Annotated in this window: 18 protein-coding genes; 15 read left to right on the forward strand and 3 right to left on the reverse strand. The window is 66.5% G+C overall.

Annotated features, from left to right (window positions below):
• Positions 1–42 precede the first annotated feature (42 nt).
• The 3 genes from GQ57_RS15145 (at position 43) to GQ57_RS15155 (ending at position 4524) form a co-directional block, all read left to right on the forward strand.
• A complete protein-coding gene (locus tag GQ57_RS15145; protein WP_031398640.1) occupies positions 43–1311 on the forward strand; it encodes a YeaH/YhbH family protein in 1269 nt (422 codons plus the stop codon).
• Positions 1308–2987, forward strand: coding sequence for a SpoVR family protein (locus GQ57_RS15150; RefSeq protein WP_031398641.1), 1680 nt, complete (start codon positions 1308–1310; stop codon positions 2985–2987). The genes GQ57_RS15145 and GQ57_RS15150 overlap by 4 nt, the downstream gene beginning before the upstream one ends.
• A 232-nt stretch (positions 2988–3219) precedes the next feature.
• Complete coding sequence (locus GQ57_RS15155; protein ID WP_031398642.1) at positions 3220–4524, forward strand: MFS family transporter; 1305 nt, start codon at positions 3220–3222, stop codon at positions 4522–4524.
• 78 nt (positions 4525–4602) lie between these two features.
• Here the strand turns inward: GQ57_RS15155 and GQ57_RS15160 are convergent, their stop codons facing one another.
• On the reverse strand, positions 4603–5532 hold the full coding sequence (locus GQ57_RS15160) for a LysR family transcriptional regulator (protein WP_034198254.1): 930 nt from the start codon (positions 5530–5532) through the stop codon (positions 4603–4605).
• A 101-nt stretch (positions 5533–5633) separates the two neighbouring features.
• Between GQ57_RS15160 and GQ57_RS15165 the strand changes: the two genes are divergently transcribed.
• From GQ57_RS15165 to GQ57_RS15175, 3 genes are read left to right on the forward strand one after another with little or no spacing between them, the layout of a single operon-like run.
• Positions 5634–6671, forward strand: coding sequence for an agmatine deiminase family protein (locus GQ57_RS15165; RefSeq protein ID WP_034198255.1), 1038 nt, complete (start codon positions 5634–5636; stop codon positions 6669–6671).
• 47 nt (positions 6672–6718) lie between these two features.
• Entirely contained in the window at positions 6719–7633 is a 915-nt protein-coding gene (aguB, locus tag GQ57_RS15170; RefSeq protein ID WP_031398645.1) for an N-carbamoylputrescine amidase, read from the forward strand.
• A gap of 10 nt (positions 7634–7643) precedes the next feature.
• A complete protein-coding gene (locus GQ57_RS15175; protein WP_031398646.1) occupies positions 7644–8756 on the forward strand; it encodes a polyamine ABC transporter substrate-binding protein in 1113 nt (370 codons plus the stop codon).
• Here GQ57_RS15175 and GQ57_RS41660 read toward each other — a convergent pair.
• Positions 8737–8916, reverse strand: coding sequence for a hypothetical protein (locus tag GQ57_RS41660; RefSeq protein ID WP_152603257.1), 180 nt, complete (start codon positions 8914–8916; stop codon positions 8737–8739). The genes GQ57_RS15175 and GQ57_RS41660 overlap by 20 nt on opposite strands.
• Here GQ57_RS41660 and GQ57_RS15180 point away from each other — a divergent pair.
• From GQ57_RS15180 to GQ57_RS15195, 4 genes are all read left to right on the forward strand, one after another.
• A complete protein-coding gene (locus tag GQ57_RS15180) occupies positions 8915–10027 on the forward strand; it encodes an agmatine deiminase family protein (protein ID WP_031398647.1) in 1113 nt (370 codons plus the stop codon). The two genes, GQ57_RS41660 and GQ57_RS15180, sit on opposite strands and share 2 nt — an antisense overlap.
• Positions 10028–10177: 150 nt before the next feature.
• On the forward strand, positions 10178–11692 hold the full coding sequence (locus GQ57_RS15185) for an agmatine deiminase family protein (RefSeq protein WP_034198256.1): 1515 nt from the start codon (positions 10178–10180) through the stop codon (positions 11690–11692).
• Positions 11693–12554: 862 nt separating this feature from the next.
• Positions 12555–13139 (forward strand): fimbrial protein, encoded by a 585-nt coding sequence (locus GQ57_RS15190; RefSeq protein ID WP_031398649.1) that lies wholly within the window; start codon positions 12555–12557, stop codon positions 13137–13139.
• 24 nt (positions 13140–13163) lie between these two features.
• Positions 13164–13922, forward strand: a complete 759-nt coding sequence (locus tag GQ57_RS15195) for a fimbrial biogenesis chaperone (protein ID WP_034198257.1) — start codon at positions 13164–13166, stop codon at positions 13920–13922.
• A 48-nt stretch (positions 13923–13970) separates the two neighbouring features.
• On the opposite strand, the gene GQ57_RS41665 is transcribed toward GQ57_RS15195, so the two are convergent.
• Complete coding sequence (locus tag GQ57_RS41665; protein ID WP_152603258.1) at positions 13971–14156, reverse strand: hypothetical protein; 186 nt, start codon at positions 14154–14156, stop codon at positions 13971–13973.
• Here GQ57_RS41665 and GQ57_RS15200 point away from each other — a divergent pair.
• The 5 genes from GQ57_RS15200 (at position 14155) to GQ57_RS15220 (ending at position 23309) form a co-directional block, all read left to right on the forward strand.
• The gene (locus GQ57_RS15200) at positions 14155–16785 is read left to right on the forward strand and encodes a fimbria/pilus outer membrane usher protein (protein ID WP_034198274.1); all 2631 of its coding nucleotides are present in this window, start codon (positions 14155–14157) and stop codon (positions 16783–16785) included. The two genes, GQ57_RS41665 and GQ57_RS15200, sit on opposite strands and share 2 nt — an antisense overlap.
• A gap of 4 nt (positions 16786–16789) precedes the next feature.
• On the forward strand, positions 16790–17593 hold the full coding sequence (locus GQ57_RS15205) for a fimbrial biogenesis chaperone (protein ID WP_235215062.1): 804 nt from the start codon (positions 16790–16792) through the stop codon (positions 17591–17593).
• Positions 17594–17677: 84 nt separating this feature from the next.
• Positions 17678–20701 (forward strand): two-partner secretion domain-containing protein, encoded by a 3024-nt coding sequence (locus GQ57_RS15210; protein ID WP_034198258.1) that lies wholly within the window; start codon positions 17678–17680, stop codon positions 20699–20701.
• Positions 20702–20936: 235 nt separating this feature from the next.
• Entirely contained in the window at positions 20937–21932 is a 996-nt protein-coding gene (locus GQ57_RS15215) for a fimbrial protein (protein WP_235215063.1), read from the forward strand.
• A gap of 561 nt (positions 21933–22493) precedes the next feature.
• Positions 22494–23309 (forward strand): ABC transporter substrate-binding protein, encoded by an 816-nt coding sequence (locus GQ57_RS15220; RefSeq protein ID WP_031398655.1) that lies wholly within the window; start codon positions 22494–22496, stop codon positions 23307–23309.
• Positions 23310–23366 lie beyond the last annotated feature (57 nt).

Below are 23366 nucleotides of genomic sequence, written 5' to 3' on the forward strand. Positions count from 1 at the left end.
GCGAGCGTCCCGGCATATCGACATTCGAGCGGGAGACCGGGAGTGCTTCATCAAATCATCGACCGCAGGCTGGCCGGCAAAAACAAGAGTATCGCCAACCGCGAACGCTTTCTGCGTCGCGTCAAGAACTACATTCGTCGCGCCGTGTCGGACGCGGTGCGCGACCGTAGCATCAAGGACATCCAGAGCACGCAGAGCATCACGATCCCGCGCAAGGACATCGCGGAGCCGAGTTTCCGGCACGGGCCGGGCGGGCGCCGCGAACACGTGCACCCCGGCAACGAGGACTACGTGCGCGGCGACAAGATCCCGCGCCCGCAGGGCGGCGCGGGCGGCGGCGGCAGCCAGGCGAGCAACGAGGGCGACGGGCAGGACGACTTCGTGTTCGAGCTGTCGCGCGACGAGTTCATGCAGTACTTCTTCGACGATCTCGAACTGCCGCGCCTCGTGAAGACGCACCTGCTGACGGTGCCGAGCTGGAAGAACGTGCGCGCGGGCTGGTCGGCGGAAGGCACGCCGAACAACATCGACGTCGTGCGCTCGCTGCGCAGCGCGCTCGGGCGGCGCATCGCGCTCGGCTCGCCGCTCGTCAACGAGCTGCGCGAGCTCGAGGCGCAGCTGGAAGCGCTGCAGAGCGACCCGGAAGACCGTCGCGCGGAAATCGCGGTGCTCGAGGCCGAGATCCATCACCTGAAGGGGCGCATCTGGCGGATTCCGTTCATCGATCCGTTCGACCTGCGCTACATCAACCGCGTGAAGCAGCCGCAACCGTCGAGCCAGGCCGTGATGTTCTGCCTGATGGACGTGTCGGGCTCGATGGACGAGCAGCGCAAGGATCTCTCGAAGCGCTTCTTCATCCTGCTTTACCTGTTCCTCAAGCGCAACTACGAGCGCATCGAGGTCGTGTTCATCCGGCACCACACGCGCGCCGAGGAAGTCGACGAGGACACCTTCTTCCATTCGACGGAGAGCGGCGGCACGGTCGTGTCGAGCGCGCTCGAACTGATGCGCAAGGTGATGAACGAGCGCTACTCGCCGACCGAGTGGAACATCTACGGTGCGCAGGCGTCCGACGGCGACAACTGGACCGACGACTCGCCGAAGTGTCGCAAAATCCTGGAAGAGGATATCCTCACGAAGACGCGTTACTTCGCGTATATCCAGGTCGCGCCGGAAGAGCAGAACCTGTGGCTGGAATACGCGCAACTGGCCTTGTCGCAGCCGCATCTGGCGATGAAGAAAGTCGAATCGGCTGCCGACATTTACCCGGTGTTTCGCGAATTGTTCGAAAAGCAGGTGGAAATGTCATGACGACGCGCCATCTGCACAACGAGTCGCGCGGCTACGAGCCGCGCCCTTCCGGCGACGACACGGCCGGCCCTGCCGCATCGCAGCAACGCGCGCAGGCCGAACCGTCGCCGCCGGCCGCCGACTTGCCCGGTTCCGGGCAAAAGGAAGCGCGTATGAACGTTGCCGAACGCAAGCCGCTGCCGTGCCCGTCCGACTGGACCTTCGAACTGCTCGAGGAGTACGACACGCACATTTCGCAGGTCGCCGAACAATACGAACTCGACATCTACCCGATCCAGCTCGAATTGATCAGCGCCGAGCAGATGATGGATGCGTACGCGTCGGTCGGGATGCCCGTCAACTACCGTCACTGGTCGTTCGGCAAGCATTTCCTGTCGACCGAGAAGAGCTACCGCCGCGGCCAGATGGGCCTCGCGTACGAAATCGTCATCAACTCGAATCCGTGCATCGCCTATCTGATGGAAGAGAACACGATGACGATGCAGGCGCTCGTCATCGCGCACGCGGCGTACGGGCACAATTCGTTCTTCAAGGGCAACTACCTGTTCCGGCTGTGGACCGACGCGCACGCGATCATCGACTATCTCGTGTATGCGAAGAACTACGTCGCGGAATGCGAGGAGCGCTACGGCCTCGATCGCGTCGAGGAACTGCTCGATTCGTGCCATGCGCTGATGAACTACGGCGTGGACCGCTACAAGCGGCCGCAGAAGCCGTCGCTGTCGAAGGAGGCCGCGCTGCGGCGCGAGCGCGAAGCGTACCTGCAGTCGCAGGTCAACGAACTGTGGCGCACGCTGCCGGGCAAGAAGCCCGAGCAGATGGAAGAGCAGGAAGGCCGCTATCCGCCCGAGCCGCAGGAGAACCTGCTGTATTTCGCGGAGAAGAACGCACCGCTGCTCGAGCCGTGGGAGCGGGAAGTGATCCGCATCGTGCGCAAGATCGGCCAGTATTTTTATCCGCAGCGGCAGACGCAGGTGATGAACGAAGGCTGGGCGACGTTCTGGCACTACACGCTGCTGAACACGCTGTACAACCAGGGCAAGCTGGAAGACGGCTTCATGATGGAGTTCCTGCATTCGCACAGCAACGTGGTCTACCAGCCGCCGGTCACGAAGCCGTACTACAGCGGGATCAACCCGTATGCGCTCGGTTTCTCGATGATGAGCGACATCCGGCGGATCTGCGAAGCGCCGACGGACGAGGACTACAAGTGGTTCCCGGAGATCGCGGGCACGCCGTGGTTGCCCGCGATGCACTACGCGATGCGCAACTTCAAGGACGAGAGCTTCATCGCGCAGTACCTGTCGCCGAACCTGATCCGCGAAATGCGGCTGTTCTCGGTGCTCGACGACGACATGCGAGATTCGCTCGAGGTGTCGGCGATCCACGACGATTCCGGCTACCAGTACGTGCGGCAGGCGCTGTCGAGGCAGTACGACATCCATCACCGCGAGCCGAACATCCAGGTGTGGGCGGTGAACACGCGCGGCGACCGCAGCCTCACGCTGCGCCACTTCATGACCGACAACCGCCACCTGTCGAACGACAGCGACGAAGTGCTCAAGCACATGGCGCGGCTCTGGCAGTTCGACGTGTTCCTGGAAAGCGTCGACGAGGCCGGCACCGTGCGCAAGCGCTACGAGTGCCGCTACGTGCCGCCCGAGGTGCGGGTCTGAGCGTCTTCCGCCGGACAGTTTGCATGGAACGCCAGCCTGCGGGCTGGCGTTTTCATATGACGAACACGTGGCAGGAGAAAATTTTTCTGCATCCGGACGAACCCGGAGAGTCTGTTACTTTACATTTCGCTAAAATTCCGTAGCGCCGTGCGCCGGAACCGGTGCCACGTCGACCGTACGCGGCGGCCTCGGCCGTCTCGCCCAGAAAGTACTATAAGGAACAGACCAACCCATGGACGTCCAGACCGACCAAGCTGCGCTGTCCGCGCATGACACCCGGCGGCGCGTGTTCGCCATCGTCGGCGCCTCATCGGGCAACCTCGTCGAGTGGTTCGACTTCTACATCTACTCGTTCTGCGCGCTGTACTTCGCGCCGGCGTTCTTTCCGAGCGGCAACACGACGACGCAACTGCTGAACACGGCGGGCGTGTTCGCGGCGGGCTTCCTGATGCGTCCGATCGGCGGCTGGCTGTTCGGCCGCATCGCCGACCGTCATGGCCGCCGCAACGCGATGATGATCTCGGTGCTGATGATGTGCGGCGGTTCGCTCGTGATCGCGGTGCTGCCGACCTATGCGCAGATCGGCGCGCTCGCGCCGGCGCTGCTGCTGGTCGCGCGGCTGTTCCAGGGGCTGTCGGTGGGCGGCGAATACGGCACGAGCGCGACCTACATGAGCGAGGTGGCGCTGAAGGGCCGCCGCGGCTTCTTTGCGTCGTTCCAGTACGTGACGCTGATCGGCGGCCAGCTGTGCGCGCTGCTGGTGCTCGTGATCCTGCAGCAGACGCTGTCGTCCGACGAACTGAAGGCGTGGGGCTGGCGCATTCCGTTCGTGGTCGGCGCGGCGGCCGCGCTGATTTCGCTGTACCTGCGCAAGTCGCTCGACGAGACGTCGACGAACGAATCGCGCGACAAGAAGCACGCGGGCACGATTCGCGGCGTGTGGCAGCACAAGGGCGCGTTCTTCACGGTGGTCGGCTTCACGGCCGGCGGCTCGCTGATCTTCTACACGTTCACGACCTACATGCAGAAGTACCTCGTGAACACGGCCGGCATGCATGCGAAGACGGCCAGCAACGTGATGACCGTCGCGCTGCTCGTCTACATGCTGATGCAGCCGGTGTTCGGCGCGCTGTCCGACAGGATCGGCCGCCGTACGTCGATGATCCTGTTCGGCGCGTTCGCGGTGATCGGCACGGTGCCGCTGATGCACGCGCTGAAGGACGTGACGAGCCCCGTCGCGGCGTTCGTGCTGATCACGGTTGCGCTCGCGATCGTCAGCTTCTACACGTCGATCAGCGGCCTGATCAAGGCCGAGATGTTCCCGCCGGAAGTGCGCGCGATGGGTGTCGGCCTGTCGTATGCGGTCGCGAACGCGATCTTCGGCGGCTCGGCCGAATACGTCGCGCTGTGGTTCAAGTCGGTCGGCAGCGAGGAGACCTTCTACTGGTACGTGACCGTGCTGTGCGCGATCTCGCTCATCGTGTCGTGGCGGATGCGCGACCCGAGCAAGGAAGGGTATCTGCGCCACGAGCCGTGATCGGCCGCGCATTGCGCGCCACCGAGTCATGACGAACGTCCCGCCCGCCCGGCGGGACGTTTTTTTTGGGGCATGCGATTACGCGAGCGGCGGCAGCCCGGAAGCGGGCGCCGGGTCGGCCACGCTCGACCGGCGGCCTTGCTCGACCAGCCAGTCGAACATCTGCTCGACGATCGGCGAGCGCGACGGGCCTTCCATGCGCGACAGCCACCACGTGGTGCCGGGCAGGCGCGGGTAATCGTCGAGCACGGCGAGCGCGCGCTGGTCGATGCCGGCCTGCGCGACGAGGCGCGGCAGGCACGCGAGGCCGCGACCGCGCAGCACGGCGTCCAGCACGAGCCGCTGGTCGTCGTAGATCGCCTGCATCCTGAACGCCGACAACTGCTCGCGAAACACCGTCGCCATGCGCTCGTCGGTCAGGCTCGCTTCGAGGCAGACGACGCCCGCGTGCCGCGGATGTTCGGCGCGCGGCAGGCGTTCGAGCTGCTCCGCGAGCGGTGCCGCGCACACCGTCACCCATTCGTCCCGCATGAACGGGATATCGATCAGGCCGGGCTGCAGCATCGGCCGCGTGCCGATCGTCATGTCGACGTCGATTTCGTCGACATAGCGCGCGGTTTCGTCGGTCGACAGCAGCGGGCACAGGTCGGGCAGGGCCTGCTGCAACGCGTCGAGGCGCGGTTGCAGCCAGCCGTGCAGCAGCGGTGCGGGACACACCAGCACGACGAGCCCCGGGTTCAGATAGGTGGCGATGCGGTCGAGCCCGCCGCGCAACGTGTCCATCGCGCGCTGCACGCTGCGCTGCAGGATCTCGCCGGCAATGGTCAGCTCGACGCCGCGGCCGCGCCGGCGAAACAGCGGTTGCCCGAGCTGCGCTTCGAGCTGCTGGATCTGGTGGCTGATCGCCGATTGCGACAGGTGCAGCTCGTCGGCCGCGCGCGAGAAATTGCCGAGCCGCGCCGCGGATTCGAAGCCGGTCAGCAACTTGAGGGACGGAACGCGTTGCATCGAGATATGAGGTGAATTGATTGATTAAGCCAAAAAATATCAATATTCATCAAGTTTAACCTGACGCACAATCGGCCATCAATCACAACGGAGGCAGATCGATGGGTCGCTTCGATGCTCGCCAGCGCGGTTACCGGATGCCCGCCGAATGGGAATCCATGGACGCCACCTGGCTCGGATGGCCGGTTCTTGACGACCGGGAAACGCTGTGGGGAAGCCACTACGCGCAGGTTTGCGATGAATTCGCGCTGGTCGCGCGGACGATCGCCCGCTATCAGCGCTGCGTGGTGGCGGTGCATCACAGTCAGGCCGACGCCGCGCGCGAACGGGTGGGCGCGAGCGTCGACGTGCTGCCGGTCGAGGCCGAAGACAACTGGCTGCGCGATTGCGGGCCCGTCTTCCTCGTCAGCGAGCGGCACGGGCTCGGCGCGGCCGTGTTCCGCTTCAATTGCTGGGGCGAGAAATACCAGCCGTACGACGGTTGCCAGCAGGCCGGGCAGGACATCGCACGCGCGGCCGGCGCCGACATCTTCAACTCGCACATGGTGCTGGAGGGCGGCTCGTTCTATGTCGACGGGCAAGGCACGCTGGTCACCACCGAGAGCTGCCTGCTGCATCCGAATCGCAACCCGCACCTGAGCCGCGCGGAGATCGAGGCGGAGCTCCGCCGCATGCTGGGCGTCGAGAAGATCGTGTGGCTGCCCGGCAATCCGGACGAAGTCGAGACGAACGGGCACGTGGACGGCATCGCGTCGTTCGTCGCGCCCGGCCGGATGCTGTGCCAGACCGCGCTGCCCGAGCAGGGCGACTATTACCGCGTGATGCGCGAGAACCGCCGTGCGCTGGAACTCGCAACCGATGCGGCCGGGCGCCGGTTCGAGCTGCTCGACCTGCCGTCGCCGATCGTCGGCGAACGCTTCGGCTCCGAGCGCTACTGCGACTGTTACGCGAACTACATTCTGGTGAATGGCGCCGTGATCGTGACCGCGTTCGGCGTCGAACAGGATCGGGCCGCGCACGATGCATTCAGTCGAGCGTTCCCGGGGCGCAAGGTGGAGATGTTGCCGATCCCGACGCTGTCGATCGGCGGCGGCAGCATCCACTGTTCGACGCAGCAGCAGCCTTCCATCCCGCACTGAGCGGCCTTTCGTCAGCGGTCTTACGGTTCTACCGGGGAGCACTCGCCGTGCCGTCCAAACACATCACCGTCGCCGCCGTGCAGATGGCGTCGGGCAGCTGGCATCTCGAAGACAACATGGCCACCGCGGAGCGCCTGATCCGCGCGGCCGCCGCGCAGGGCGCGAATCTCGTGCTGTGCCCGGAGCTGTTCGCGATGCCGTATTTCTGCCTCGACCAGAACGTGCGCCATCTCGAACTCGCGCAGCCGTTCGAAGGCAACGCACAGATCGCCCGGTTCGCGGCGCTGGCCGGTGAACTCGGCATCGTGCTGCCGATCGGCTTCTTCGAGCGCGCGGGCAATGCCGCGTACAACTCGGTCGCCGTGGCGGACGCCGACGGGCGCGTGCTCGGCGTCTATCGCAAGACGCATATCCCGGACGGGCCCGGCTATACGGAGAAGTTCTATTTCACGCCCGGCGACACCGGCTTCAAGGTGTGGGACACGCGCTTCGGCCGGATCGGCATCGGCATCTGTTGGGACCAGTGGTATCCGGAGACGGCGCGCAGCCTCGCGCTGATGGGCGCGGAGCTGCTGTGCTTTCCGACCATCATCGGCTCGGAGCCGTTCAGCAGCGCGTTCGATTCGGCCGGCCACTGGCAGCGCACGATGCAGGGCCATGCGGCGGCCAACATGGTGCCGGTCGTGGCGGCGAACCGGATCGGCCGCGAGGTCGGCTTCGGCAACGACAATCCGCAGCAGCAGGGGCTGACCGGCGTGTTCTACGGCTCGAGCTTCATCGCGGATCACACCGGCGAGAAGCGGGCCGAAGCGAACCGCACCGACGAAGCCGTGCTCGTGCATGCGTTCGACCTCGACGCGATACGCGCCGACCGGCAATCGTGGGGCTTCTTCCGCGATCGCCGCCCGGAGATGTATCGCACGTTGCTGACCAGCGACGGCGTATCGTCCTGCTATCGATAAGGGGGCCGCGATGAAACGGAAGGGATGGCTGCGTTTCGCGGCACCGGGCCTCGCGCTGTGCGCGCTGGCCGGCGCGGCCCGCGCCGACGAGGACAAGGTGCTGAACCTGTACAACTGGAGCAACTACTTCGCGCCGGATACGGTGTCGTCGTTCGAGAAGGAAACCGGCATCAAGGTGCGCTACGACGCGTACGACAGCGACGAGACGCTGCAGTCGAAGCTGCTGACCGGCAACAGCGGGTACGACCTCGTGTGGCCGACCAACGACTTCATGGCCAGGCAGATACAGGCCGGCGTCTATCGCAAGCTCGACAAGAGCCGCCTGCCGAACCTGAAGTATCTCGATCCCTCGCTGCTGAAGCAGATGGCGCAATCCGATCCCGGCAACCAGTACGGCGTGCCGTACATGTGGGGCACCGTCGGCGTCGGCTACGACCGCGCGAAGGTGAGCGCGATCCTCGGCAAGGACATGCCGGCCGACAGCCTCGACCTGCTGTTCGACCCGGCGCTCGCGGCGCGCGTCTCGGCCCGGTGCGGGCTGGGCCTGCAGGACTCGGCGAGCACGGTGCTGCCGCTGGCGCTGCGCTACATCGGCCGCGATCCGATGCACCCGTCCGCGCAGGATTACGCGGCCGCGCAGGCGATGCTGATGAAGGTCCGGCCGTTCATCCGCGAATTCGTCGGTTCGTCCGACGCCAACGAGCTGATCGACGGCGAGCTGTGCGTGACGATCGGCTTCTCCGGCGCGATCAACCTGGCCGCGCAGAAGGCGAAGGCAAGCGACCCGAAGCGCGACATCGTGTACGACATTCCGCGCATCGGCAGCCTGATGTGGTTCGACGCGATGGTGATCCCGGCGTCCGCGAATCATCCGGACAACGCGCATGCGTTCATCAACTATATCCTGCGTCCGGACGTGGTCGCGAAGATCTCGAACGCGACGCGCTACGCGAATGCGAACCAGGGGGCGCTGAAGCTGATGGACCCGGCGCTGGTTCGCGATCCGGGCGTCTATCCGGACGAGGCCACCCGGCGCACACTGTTCACGCCGATCGCCGAATCGCCGGCCGTGATGCGGCTGGAGGGCCGGACCTGGCTCGGTTTCAAGACGGCGCGACCGTGACGGCCCGCCCCGAAACCATCGAAACCATCGAAACCATCGAAACCATCGAAACCATCGAAGCAACCGAAGCAACCGAAGCAACCGAAGCAACCGAAGCAACCGAAGCAACCGAAGCAACCGAAGCAACCGAAGCAACCGGCAAGAGAAAGAGGAATGCCATGACCACACGACGTCAACTGTTGAAACGCGGCCTGTCCGTATCGGGTGCGGCGCTGGCCGCCAGCGCGCTGGGCGGCTTGCTCGGACGCGCCGCGCACGCGCAGCAGGGCGCGATCTGGCATATGCCGGACGAGGGCGCGCCGCACACGGCGACCTGGATGGCGTTCGGCCCGAGCGAGGACATCTGGGGCGCGCGGCTGCTGCCGGCGGTGCGCGAGAATCTCGCGGCCGTCGCGAAGGCGATCGCCGCGCACGAGCCGCTGAAGATGCTGGTGCGCGAGCAGGACTACGCGATCGCGTCGCGGCTGTGCGGCGCGTCGGTCGAACTCGTCCAGCATCCGGTCGACGATCTGTGGATGCGCGACACGGGGCCCGTGTTCGTGAAGAACGCGTCGGGCCAGCTCGGCGGCGTGAGCTTCAATTTCAACGGCTGGGGCAACAAGCAGGAGCACGACCGGGACGCGGAGGTCGCGCCGTTCGTGGCCGAACGCGCCGGTGCGCGGCTGGTCGACACGCGGCTGGTGCTGGAAGGCGGCGGCATCGAGGTGGACGGCGAGGGCACCGCGATCATTACGCGCAGCTGCGTGCTCAATCCGAACCGCAATCCGCGCGTCAGCCAGGCACAGTGCGAGGCCGAGCTGAGCCGCCTGCTCGGGCTGAAGAAGATCATCTGGTTGCCCGGCATCGCCGGCAAGGACATCACCGACGGGCATACCGACTTCTACGCGCGCTTCACGAGCCCCGGCGTCGTGGTGGCCGGGCTCGACACGGACCCGTCGTCGTACGATCACGCGGTGACGCGGCAGCATCTGGAGATCCTGCGGAAATCCACCGATGCGAAGGGGCGGCCGTTGAAGGTCGTCGTGCTGCCGGGGCCGAAGACCGTCCGGCATACGTACGAGAACGACGAGTTCGCGGCCGGCTACATCAATTTCTACGTGTGCAACCGCGCGGTAATCGCGCCGCAATTCGGCGACAGCCGCGCCGACCGCAATACGCGCGACACGCTCGTCGACCTGTTCCCCGGCCGCGAGGTCATTCAGCTGAACATCGACGCCATTGCCGCGGGCGGCGGCGGCATCCACTGCACGACGCAACAGCAGCCGGCCTGAGCACGGCCCCGGACCGGTCCGCGTGACCGGCCCGGCGGCCGCCTTTCTCGCCTGGTCTTTACGGACTACTGAAAATAATGCGGAATCCGTCCCGAGGGACGGACGCCGGCGCGCACGTGTGCACGCCGGCTGCGCCAAGGAGTTGAATACATGACGAAGAAACACACCCGTGCGGGCACGGGCATGCTGGTGCGGCACCTGCCGGATGCCGGCCGGCGCGGCTTCATCCGCCGTTCGGCCGCGTGGCTCGGCATGCCGCTGCTGGGCAGCCTGGCCGCATGCGGCGGCGGTGACGGTTCCGGGGCGGCCGCCACGCCACGTACGGCGCCGTCGACGCCGGCGGTGCGGCAAGCCGCCTACCGGCTGCCGGCCGAAGACGCACCGCACGCGTCGACGCTCATGGCGTTCGCATCCGGCGCGGACGGCATCTGGACACCGGTCACGCCGCAGAGTACGGACGCCGGCATCGATCGCGTCCGGGCCGACCTGATGGACGTCGCGAAGGCGATCGGCGCGACCGAACCGGTCGACATGCTGGTGCTGCCGGCCGATCTGGATGCGGCGCGCGCGCTGCTCGCGACCGCGAGCGCCGCGAATCCCGACCTGCATGCACGTTATGCGGCGCGCGCGGCCGGCACGGGCGGGGTCAACCTCGTGCCGCTCGACGGCGGTTTCAACGATTTCTGGGTGCGCGATACCGGGTGCCTGTTCGTCAGGGACACGGCCAACGGCAACGTGCTGAACGCGGTCGGCTTCAATTTCAACGGCTGGGGCAACGCGAACACCGACGGCGCCGGCCTGAGTCCGGGGACGACGATCCCGCCGGAGATCGCGGCGGCGAGCAACCGGTCGAAGGCGGGCAAGTTCTTCCAGCCGTTCGGCCGCGACAGCGCGGTGGCGGGGTGGATGGCGCAGACGAAAGGCGTGCCGCTGATCCGGAGCACCCTGACGCTCGAAGGCGGCGCGATCGAATTCGACGGCGACGCCACGGCGATCCTGACCGAGTCGGCCGTGCTGCACGTGAATCGCAATCCGCAACTGTTCGACATTCCGAACGGCGCGATTGCGCGCGCGACGCTGTTGCCGACCGCGAAGGATACCGTGCTCGCCGAATTGCAGCGCACGCTCGGCGTGCGCAAGATCATCTGGTTGCCGGGCACGGCGACCTATCCGCGCGGCAGCGGCGCCGGGGGCGCCGATGGCGTGGCGACACCGGCCGGCGAGAGCGACATCACGAACGGCCACGTCGATTTTTACGCGCGTTTCCTGGCACCCGGTGTGGTCGCGTGCTGCTACGACGCGTCGAATTCGACCGGCGAGCGCGCGTTGACGGATGCGAACCGGCAGCGCCTCGCGGGCCAGACCGATGCCAGCGGACGACCGCTGCAGATCGTCGAACTCGTGCCGCCGGTCAATTTCGGCACGTCCGCCGGAACCACGCTGAACGACCGGCAGATGTCGCATTTCGCGGCCGGCTACATCAACTTCTACACCTGCAACGGCGCGCTCGTGATGCCGAAATTCAACGATGCGGCAGCCGATGCGGCCGCGGTCGCGGCCGTCCGCCCGTACGCGGGGAGCCGGGCAATCGTGCAGGTCGACATCCTCGGCATCGCGTCGGGCGGCGGCGGGATCCATTGCTCGACGCGGGAAATACCGGCCTGAGCAGGTCCCGTCATATCGATATGGAAATCGATTCGTTGTCCGTCACGCACGAATTCCGTAATCTGAACCCGTAGTTCGTGTGACACCTCCTTGACTGGGATTCGCGCCCGCTGCGTGCAGCGGGCGTCTTTTTTTGCGCGCGCCATCTGCCACGGCGCCACGTTTCTTCCACGCATCCTCCACGCCCGCCGATACGCGCCGCCATTCCAGCGGTTGTTCGGCCGCGCATGCATGCTCCGGCCCGCGCCGCGATTTTTACTTGCCATCCGGTTCCGGCCGTTCGGACCGACGGAAACTGAACAGTGCGAGTTATTCCCGTGTATCGCAGTCATCGAAACATAGCTAAAACGTCGAGCAAGCGTGCGGTTTATTTTGAATTGTCAGTGGCGTTTTATATTTAAACCGACAGTTTCGGTTATCGGATTAGGTCTTGTCCTAAACGTATGCATCGAAATCGGATTTTTCAGGCGATCTGAAAAATTACCGGCACTGCGCATATTGACGCGCCTTTTTCTTCATGCTTGACCGGCTTCGTCGATTGCCCGCATCGCCTGAGGGTCGGGCGTTTCGGGGCGACATGATTTCTCGGAAAACCGTTTCGATAGCAGGCGGGAAAATTGATTTATCGAATCCGGTTCTGCGGAAACGCGAGATGCTTTACTAATTTCTTACTTGTACGATATTCATTTCAAGTCTGGATAAATAGAATTGCGGGGTCGTCAATATTCGAAGGGGCGGGAAAGATTTCGCTGCCTTGGAAATGACGACGCGGCCGTCATCTCGCGTCGTGCCAATGAAGCAAGCGGCATTGCGCCTGTCGGCCGGTATGCCACAAGCCAATCAATCTCATAGGAACGTGGAAATGAAGATGAAACTTCTTCGGTGCTGGGTTGCGGCCGGTATCGCCGGCGCCGTACTGGCCCCGACGGTTGCCCATGCATATGACGGGACGATCAAGTTCGAGGGAAGCATCTCGGACGTCACGTGCAACATCAACGGCCAGGCGCCGGGCGTGGACAACATCCGCGAAGTATCGCTGGGCAACCATATCAACCCGAGCACGTTCGCCACGGCCGGTTCGACGTCCACGCCGGTGCCGTTCGCGCTGAATATCGGCGGCAACGCGGGTTGTACCGACGACACCAAGGTCGTGATCGATTTCGACCCGGCGTCGGTCAACGTCAATCCGGCAACCGGCAACCTGAAGCTCGTCGGAACCAAGCCCGCCGAAGGCGTGGAGATCCAGGTCAGCGACGCCGGCAACGGCAAGGCCGGCAAGATCTGGCTCGGCAAGCCGCAAAACCTGGCGGATGCGCAGGTCGCGACCGTGAAGAACAATACGGCGACCCTGACCTATTCGGCCGTCTACGTGTCGACGGTCGATCAGGCCGGAATCAAGACCGGGTCGGGCAATTCGTTCATCCGCTACACGCTGGCCTATTACTGATCGCCGCAGTCCATGTCCCGTGCCATGACCCTGTCATTTCGTACTATTAATCATGTAGTGATGTGCTGTGTCATGGCATGGGCTGCCTGTGCCGCGCCGGCACAGGCGGCGCTTGTGTTGAACGGCACGCGTATCGTCTTCCCGGAGCGCGAGCGCGACGTGACGGTGCGCGTCGAAAACACGTCGGAGCAGCCGGTACTGGCGCAGAGCTGGATCGACGACGGCCGCGTCGACGTGCCTCCCGAGCAATTGCAGGTGCCGTTCGTCGTCGCGCCGGCCCTGAAGCGCGTCGAGCCCGGCCGCGGCGCCGTGCTGCGCATCACGCACACGCCGGCGTCGCTGCCCGGCGATCGCGAATCGGTCTACTGGCTGAACGTCCTCGAGGTGCCGGCCAGCCAGAAGGATAGCGACAACCAGCTGCGCTTCGGATTCCGCACGCGCATCAAGCTTTTCTTTCGACCGACGGCGCTCGCCGACGGCGTGGACGCCGCGCCCGATCAACTGGTGTGGAAGACGGTCGCGGCAGCGCCAGGCGGGCACGAACGCAAGCTCGTGCTCGAAGTGGCCAACCCGACGCCGTACTACGTGTCGTTCGGCAAGGTGGAGAGCGATGCGGGCGGCACGTTCGCATCGGCAGGTGGCGGAATGGTCGCGCCGTTCGGCCACGCGCAGTTCGTGCTGCCGGGTGTCGCGATCTCGGCGAACAAGGCTGCAACCGTGCGGTACATGGTCATCGACGACTATGGCGGACGCACCACGATAACGAAAAAACTGGCGGACTGAGCAGGCCGTCAGGCAGCACCGCACCGAGGCACGATTCAACATGCCGTTTCACGCGTCGATACGACGGTCTGTTGATTCGGCATGCGAAACAACATGGTTCTTCATGCAGACCTTACCGGCAATTCCTTCCTTGTGCGCCCCGGTACCCGCGCCGCGCCGTCGGTCGTGTTCGCGTCGGCGGGCGATCGCATCGGCACTGACGCGGGTGGCGGTCGCGGTCGCGAGCGCGGGCATGCTCGTGGAGCGTGCGGCCGCGGCGACTGCCGCGCCGGCGCGCGACAGCGCCGGCCACGATGCACCGGCTGCGGTGGAGCCCGCATGGCCGGCCGGCGACGCGATCCGCTTCGACGAATCGATGCTGATGCACGGGGCCGGAGCCACACCGATCGACACGACGCCCTACGAGCGTCCGAACGTGCTGGTGGAAGGGCTGCGCCGCGTGGATTTCGTCGTCAACGGGCAATGGCGCGGCGTGGAAGAGATTACGTTCCGGCGCGCCGGCGACGGCCGCGTCCGGCCATGCTACGACCGCGCGATCCTGCAGCGCGCGGGCGTCGATCTGGCGCGCAGCGAGCGCGGCCAGGATCGCGATGCGCCGCCAGAGCCGATGCCGGACGGGCTGCTTTGCGAGCCGATCTCCCGCCATGTGCCCGGGGCCGAGCTGTCGTTCGACCAGGACGAACAGAAACTGTATCTGGTCGTTCCGCAGTTCTACATGCGGCTCGCGAGCCGCAGCAATTACGTCGATCCATCGACCTGGACGAACGGCGTGCCGGCCGCACTCGTGAACTACAACGCGATGGCGTTTACGACGCGCGCAAGCGGCTACGAGTTCGCGCAGCTCTATACGGGGCTGACGATGGGCGCGAACGCCGGGCCGTTCCGGATTCGCCATACGGGCAATTTCACCTGGTCGCAGCGCGGAGCGATGCGCTATCAGCGCGGCAACGTCTATGCGCAGACGGATCTGCCCGCATGGCGGGCGCAGTTGCTCGTCGGGGAAAGCTCGACGAGCGGCGATCTGTTCGACGCCGTATCGTTTCGCGGCATCCAGATATCGAGCGACGACCGGATGCTGCCCGACACGCTGCGCTACTACGCGCCCGTCGTGCGCGGCGTTGCGCAATCCAATGCGCGCGTGACGATCCGCCAGCGCGGCTATCTCGTGTACGAAACGACGGTCGCACCGGGGCCGTTCGAGCTCGACGACCTGCAGGCGATGAGTTACGGCGGCGACCTGAACGTGACGGTGACCGAATCGAACGGCGACGCGCACAGCTTCGTCGTGCCGTTCGCGACGACGGTCCAGTTGCTGCGGCCGGGGAGCACGCGATTCAGTGCGATGGCGGGCCGTGCAATCGATTTCGGTTCCGGTGCGGGCGGCGGTGCGCAATATGTCGGCCAGTTCACCGTGCAGCGCGGGATCAACAACCTGGTGACCGCATACGGCGGCGGCGCATTTGCCGGACGCTACCAGTCGGTGCTGACGGGCATCGCGTTCAACACGCCGATCGGCGGCATCGCGGCCGACGTCACGGTCGCGCGGGCGCAGCCCGCCGGCGCCGGGCGGATGAACGGCTCCAGCATCCGCGTGTCGTACAGCAAGAATTTGCCGAACAGCGGCACGAACTTCTCGCTGCTCGCGTACCGCTATTCGACCAAAGGCTATCTCGGCCTGAGCGATGCGCTGCAACTAGCCGGCAGGACCGCCCAGGGGCTGTCCACCGACGCGTTTCCGCGGTTGCGCAACCGAGTCGATCTCAACCTCAGCCAGCAGGTCGGGCAGGCCGGCAACGTCTATCTGAACGGCTCGTCGCTCAGCTACTGGACAGGGCGCGGCCAGACGCTCAGTTTCACGCTCGGCTACAGCAAGCAATGGCGCGACGTGACGGTGAACGCGTCGGTGCAGCGGGTGCGCAACGTGTCCGCCGGCATGTCGTCGTTCGGGCGTCCAGCCGGCAACACGCTCGCGAGCGTGAGCGTGTCGATTCCGCTCGACCGGAACGCGCGCCGCGCACCGACGTTCAACACGCTCGTCACGCACGACAGCAGCGCGGGCACCAGTGCGATGGCCGGCGTGTCCGGGCGCTTCGGCGAACAGGGTGACGGCTCGTACTCGCTGTCGGCGACCTACGACGGCAGCAACCGCGCGTCGTCGGGCAGCTTCGGCGTCGGCTACCGGATGCCGACGGCGTCGCTCGCGGGCAACTTCGGGATGGGCAGCGGCTACCAGCAGGCGTCGCTCAGCGCGTCGGGCGGGCTGGTCGTACACCGGGGCGGCGTGACGCCCGGGCCGACGCTGGGCGAGACCGTCGGCATCGTGCGCGCGCCGGACGCGCAGGGCGCGTCGGTCGGCACGTCGGACGCCCGGGTCAACCGGTCCGGCTATGCGATCGTCCCGAGCCTCGTGCCTTATCAGCTCAACCGGATCGACATCGATCCGAAAGACGTTCCCGACGACGTCGAGATGACGACGGTCTCGCGCAGCGTCGCCCCCCGCGCCGGCGCGGTCGTGCTGCTTTCCTACGACACGGTGAAGGCGCGCGCGCTGCTGATCGACACGACGATGGAGGACGGCCGGCCGTTGCCGTTCGCCGCGCGCGCGCTCGATGCGCGGACGGGCGCATTGCTCGGGGCAGTCGGTCAGGGCAGCCGCCTGTTCGTACGCAGCGGCGAGCACGACGGACACATCCGGGTCGAGTGGGGCCCGCGCGAGGATCAGCAGTGTGCGATCGACTATTCGGTGCCGGCGGAGCAGCGCGCGGGCACGGGCTACGTGACGCTCACGCGCGTGTGCCGTTCGCCGGCGTCGCTGCCGCCGCTGCCGCCGTCGGCCGCGACGGCTCCCGCCGGGAGGCCGTAGGTCGATGCGCGTCGTCTTTTTCCATTTCGCGTCGTTCCCGGCCCGGCGGCGGCCCATGCCGCGCGGCGGGCGCTTCCTGTCCGGTGCGCTTCGCGCCGCGTTGCTCGCGGCCGCCGCGATCGCGCCCGCGATCGTTTCCCTGCCCGCGCAGGCGGCGCTGTCGGTCGTCGGCACGCGTTTCATTTATCCCGGCGGCGCGCGTGCGGAAACGATCACCGCACGCAATTCCGGCAGCACGCCGCTCCTCGTCCAGATCTGGCTCGACGACGGCAATGCGAACGCCGATCCGAGCGGGCTGCGCGTGCCTTTCGTCGTTGCGCCGCCGCTTGCGCGGCTCGACCCGCAGCACGCGCTGGCGGTGCGCGTGCGCGCGGTGGGCGACGAGCTGCCATCGGATCGGGAATCCCGCTTCTGGATCAATCTGCTCGAAGTGCCGCCTGCCGGGCCGGCCGACAACATGCTGCGCATTGCGTACCGGTTGCGCATGAAGCTGCTGTACCGGCCGCGCGGCATCGACGGCGATCCGCGCGACGCACCGGATCGCCTGACGTGGACGTATCCGGACGCGCGGGCGCGTCCCGTCCTCGTGTCGAAGAACCCGACGCCGTTCTACGTCACGCTGACGCGCGTCGTCCTGCAGGGGCGGCCCGTCGTGCTGGCCGGCGGCGCGGTGGACGTCGAGCCGTTCGGCCGCGCCGAGATTCCGCTCGATGCGCCGCCGGGCCCGCCGGCGGACGACATCGTCTTCGACGCGGTCGACGACGGCGGCCGGCCGCGCGAGCACCGGGGGCGGCTCGATGCGCATTGATCGCCGAGGCAACCGGCAAACCGTGCAATACCCGTCCTGCAGGGGATACCGGCAGGGAATCAACTATCACAAGGCAAATTCACAATGAACAAGACCTACGCTCTGGTATGGAACAACGGGCAGGGAATCTGGCAGGTCGCGGGGGAACGGGCGCGTCGCCGAGGCAAGGCATCGACGCGCACCGCGAGGATGCTTGCCGTCGCATGTGTCGCCGGCGGTGCGATGAGCGCCGCGCATGCGTTGCCGGTCGGCGAGAACGTCGTGTCCGGGAGTGCCGACATCCTGCGTTACGACAACGGCCGGCAGATGTCGATCAACCAGCATGGCGACAAGCTGCTGACCGAATGGTCGTCGTTCAACGTCGATGCGGGGCAGCGCGTCACGTTCAACCAGCCGTCCGCGTCGTCGATCGCGCTGAACCGGGTCACGGGGCAGCAAGGCAGTGCGATTCACGGCAGCATCGACGCGAACGGCCGCGTGTTCCTCGTCAACCCGAACGGGATCCTGTTCGGCAGCGGAGCGAAGGTCAACGTGGGCGGCCTCGTCGCGTCGACGCTCGACATCGGGAACGCCGATTTCGCCGCCGGGCACTACCGGTTCTCCGGCGCGTCGCCGAGCATCGTGCAGAACAGCGGCAACCTCGTCGCGAGCGAAGGCGGCGCGATTGCGCTGCTGGGCGCGCAGGTGATGAACCGTGGGGTCGTCCAGGCCCAGATGGGCACCGTCGGACTCGCGGCGGGCAGCGCCGTCACGCTGAATTTCGACGGCAGGAAGCTGCTCAGCCTGCAGGTCGACAAGCGTGCGGTCAACGCGCTGGCCAGCAACGAACGGCTGCTGAAGGCCGACGGCGGTCAGGTGTTGATGAGCGCGCGCACCGCCGATACGTTGTTGCAGACGGTGGTGAACAACCAGGGCGCCATCGAGGCGCGCACGCTCAGGAATTCCGCCGGACGGATCGCACTGGACGGCTACGACGCGGGCACGGTCAACGTTGCCGGCACGCTCAACGCCAGCGCGTCGACGCCCGGCAACGGCGGCACGATCGACACGCGCGGCGCGGACATGAAGGTCGCGCTCGGCGCGACGGTCGACACCCGCGCCACCAACGGACGCGGTGGGGTGTGGCGCATCGCGTCGTCCGACGTGTCGGTCACGACGGGCGCGAGCCGGCCGGGCACGATCGTCGCCGATACGCTTTCGCGCAATCTGGGGATGACGGATATCCAGCTCGTCGCCGAGCAGGGCAAGCTGTCGGTCGACGGCCCGGTGACCTGGGCAACCGGCAATCAACTGACGCTCACGAGCCGGCAGGGCGACGTCGCGGTGAACGGCGCGTTGCAGGCGACGGGCGCGAACGCCGGCGTGACGATCGACGCGGCGCAGGGCGCGCGGATTGCCGCGCCGGTCTCGCTGACCGGCGTGAACGCCCGTTTCAGGCTCGACTACGGCAGCACGTATTCGCTGGGCAACGGCGCCTCCGTCACGCTGTCCGGCGCGGGCGTGGCGTTCGAGTCGAACGGCTTTCTCTATACCGTGATCCAGAACCTCGCGCAGTTGCAGGCGATGAACGCGAACCTGGGCGGCCTGTACGTGCTCGGCAACGACCTCGTCGGCAGCTATTACAACACCGCATTCACGACGATCGGCGCCGACACGCCGTTCCACGGCGTGTTCGACGGTCTCGGCCATTCGGTCAGCAAGCTGTCGATCACGAGCGGCAGCCCGTACGCGGGCCTGTTCGGCCTCAACATGGGCCGCATCGCGAACCTGATCATGAAGTCGTCGAACGTCGGTGCGGCCGCGGGCCCCGGGCCGGTCGCGATCGGTGCGGTGGCGGGCGAGAACCGCGGCGAGATCGCGAACGTCGTCGTGTCGGACAACACGGTGGTGCGCGCCGGCGCGAGCCGCAGCAACGTGCTCGGCGGCGTCGTCGGCATCAATCGCGGCAGCGTGGCGCAATCGTCGTTCGCCGGCAGGGTGGAAGGCAACGGCATGACCTACGCCGCCGGCGGTCTCGTCGGCGAGCATGCCGCGGCCGCCGGACGCGCGGACGAAGCGACGATCTCCGACAGCACGGCGAACGCCGTCGTATCGGGCGGCGCATCGAACGCAGCGTCGCTCGGCGGCCTCGTCGGCGTGAACCGCGGCGGCACGATCCGCAACGGGACGAGCCTCGGCTCGACGTCCGCCGCCGGCCTGTCGGGCGTCAACGTCGGCGGCCTGGTCGGCACGAACCTGGCCGGCGGCGTCGTGCAGGGCAAGGCTTCCGGGAACACGACGGGCGGTACCGGCGGTACGGCGGGCGGGTTGGTCGGCTACAACGCGGGTGCGATTGCCGATTCGATGGCGACGGGCGTGGTGGACGGCCGGTCCGCGCAGGCGATCGGCGGGTTCGTCGGGATGAACCAGGGTTCCGTGGTCGGCAGCCGTGCACTGGGCGCGGTCACCAGCGCGTCGTCCGGTGCGACGGGCGGCTTCGTCGGCATCAACCAGGGGCGCGACGCGTGGATCGCTCACGCCGAGGCGCACGGTACGGTTGCCGGCGGGCAAGGCAACGTCGGCGGTTTCGTCGGAAGCCACCTCAACGGGACGATCGAGCATTCGGTCGCGCGCGGCAAGACGACCGGCGGCAACTACAGCAAGACGGGCGGCTTCGCGGGCTACAACGAGAGCATATTGACCAACAACGATGCGAGCGGCGACGTGATCGGCGGGACGTATGCGTCGGTGGGCGGCTTTGCCGGCACCAACGCGACGTCGGGCGTGATCGCCGTCGCGCTCGCGACCGGCAACGTCCTGGGCAACACGTCCAGCGTCGTCGGCGGGCTCGTCGGCGACAACCTCGGCGAGATCTCCAACTCGGCGTCGTCGGGCACGGTCAGCGGCGGTTGCCAGGCAACGCTCGGCGGGCTCGTCGGGCTGAACGCGGGGCTCGTCCAGATCTCGACCGCGAGCGGTCGCGTCAACAACAGCACCAATGCCTCGTGGCGCCAGGTGTATGGCGGGCTCGTCGGCGTCAATCGCGGCACGTTCCGGTGGAGCGATGCGGTCGGCGCTGCAGCGCAGCAGCAGATCGCCGGCATCAACCTGGGCGTGATCGAGAAGTAACGCACTTGGCGACGGGCGACACGGCGCCCGTCGCCGGCATCAACGGGAAACGGGAGACAGCATGACGACGATTCTACGGCGAGCGTACCGATGGGGGCGGACGCCCGCACGCCTGGGCGCGGCAGCCTGCTGCGCGGCGTGCATATGGCAAGCCGGCCCTGCGTTTGCCGCCGCTACGGCGGTCGACTGCACGTTCAAAAACATCAAGGCGACGGACTGGAAGCAGGTCACGAGGTTGACGAACAGTACGCCGGCCGGCGCGGTGCTCTACCAGCGGATGGTGTCGCTCGTCGTGCAGTACAAGTACGGCACGGCAACCTCGACCGAGTACGAGATGGTCAATGCCGGACACTGGAAGCCGGGCACCGTGATACCGGCCGGCGCCGCGCAAACGAACGTGGACGGCATCGCGCTGCGCTGGTCGGGCGTCGGCAACGACGGGGAAAACCGCACGCTGACGCAGGCGGTCAACCCGATGGCGGTGGCGAAAACGCTGATCGTCAAGAACGGGACGGCCCCCGACGATGCGCTGATGGCCTATTTTCTCCAGGAGCTCGTGCTGACCCGCTCGGCGACCGGGTTGCCGGAAGGCGAACTCGTGGTCAACGACCTGCCCGGTGCGCCGAGCATCGTGCTGTATGCGCTCGCGCTGCCGAAAGGGACGGCATCGCTCGGCAGCGCCGTGACGGTACCCGAGCGTCCGAACCCGCCGAACCTGTGCAAGCAGTCGATCACCTATACCGGCGTCGGCAACCTGACGATCGGCGGCGGCGGGGGCATTCCGGTGCCGAAACAATGCGAAGTCGAGTCGAACATGATCGTGCCGGTCAATCTCGGCAGGGCGTCGCTCAGCCAGTTCGCCCACCTGCATGCGACGTCGCAGCCGGTCGATTTCAGCATCACGCTCAGTCAGTGCGCGGCCGCGGCGAAGCCGACGATCAGCTTCCGCGACAAGGCCGTCAAGCCGAACGCGGACAAGACGCTGCTGGAGCTGAGTGCACCGGACGGCCAGGCGGTCGCGCGCGGGTTCAACATCGTGATGACGAACGGCCTGAGCGGCGAACGAATCAGCTACGACGAACCGGACAAGGCGAAGCAATATCCGATGAAGCGCATCGGCGACACCGCCGTCATGCCGTTGAGCGCGCAGTACATCCGGACCGGCACCGATACCGAACTCAGGGCCGGCTACGCGGGCGGCGCGGCGGAGTTCACGTTCACGTTTCCGTAACGGCCCCGGCGCGACACGCGTGCAGAGGAACGGCGTGCGACGGCCTTCATCGCGCCTTACGCGCAGGCGAACCCGCCATCCGTCGATCTGTCGGCCCGGATTCGCCGCACGCGCCGAAGCATCGGCGGCATCACGCCTCTCATGCGTCGCGATGCGCGGCGAACCGGATCGCCGCGCGCGCCCTCGGCGCGGCGGGCGACGGGATGCGTCGTTCGACGCAGGAAGAGGCAGCGTAAGCGCGCCACGGCATATCGATATGGAAATCGATTCGTTGTCTATCACGTGCGATTTCCGCAATCTGAACCCGTAGTTCGTGTGATACCTCCTTGACTGGGATTCGCGCCCGCTGTGTGCAGCGGGCGTCTTTTTTTGGCGTGCCGCATCTCACGCCACGCGTCCGGCTCATCACGAAATCCGCAGAGCAAAGCACCATTTGTTGGTTCGGATTCGCCGCCCGCGCTGATACGTTAGCGGCTTCGCGATCCACATGCATTGCGATGTTCCTCGAACCGGGCCGCCGCGCGATCCGCGGTAGCCTTCATAACAAATCAGGTCGTGCTCATGAAATTCCACACTCTCGCTACGTGGCTCGTCGGGGCCGCGCTCGTCACCGCAGGCACCGTTGCGCATGCGGACCGTCTCGACGACATCAAGAAGGCCGGCGTGCTGCGCGTCGCGACGTTCGACAGCAACCCGCCGTTCGGCTATGTCGACGGCAAGAACAACCATATCGTCGGTCTCGACGTCGACTACGCGAAGGCACTCGCGGACAAGCTCGGCGTGAAGCTGCAACTGCAGCCGACCAACCCGGCGAACCGCATTCCGTTCCTGACGTCCGGCAAGGTCGATCTCGTGCTCGCGAACTTCACGATCACCGACGAACGCGCGAAGCAGGTCGACTTCAGCATTCCGTATTTCTCGTCGGGCCAGCAGTTTCTCGCGAAGAAGGGCGTGCTGAAATCGGCCGACCAGTTGAACGCGCTGCGCGTCGGTGCGGACAAGGGCACGACCAACGAGACCACGCTGCGCGAGAAATTCCCGAAGGCAACGATCGTCGCGTACGACGACACGCCGTTCGCGTTCGCCGCGCTGCGCGCCGGCAACGTGCAGGCGATCACGCAGGACGGCCCGAAACTGATCGGCCTGCTCGCGAACGTGCCCGACAAGCAGAACTACGAGATCCCGGCCTTTACGATCTCGAACGACTACATGGGCGTCGGCGTGCCGAAGGGCGAGACGCGCCTGCTCGGCTTCGTCAACGACACGCTGAAGGGGCTCGAGGCGAACGGCCGCGCCGCGCAGATCTACGACGCATGGTTCGGGCCGACGACGAAGACGCCGCTCACGCGCATCTACCGCATCGGCGACAAGACCTGATCCTCATCGCACGCACGCCGCGACCGGCCGGGAACCGGCGTCGCGGCGCGGTTCGTT

This window comes from Burkholderia sp. MSh2, from assembly GCF_000731655.1.
In the GTDB taxonomy this organism is placed as follows: Bacteria; Pseudomonadota; Gammaproteobacteria; order Burkholderiales; family Burkholderiaceae; genus Burkholderia; species Burkholderia paludis.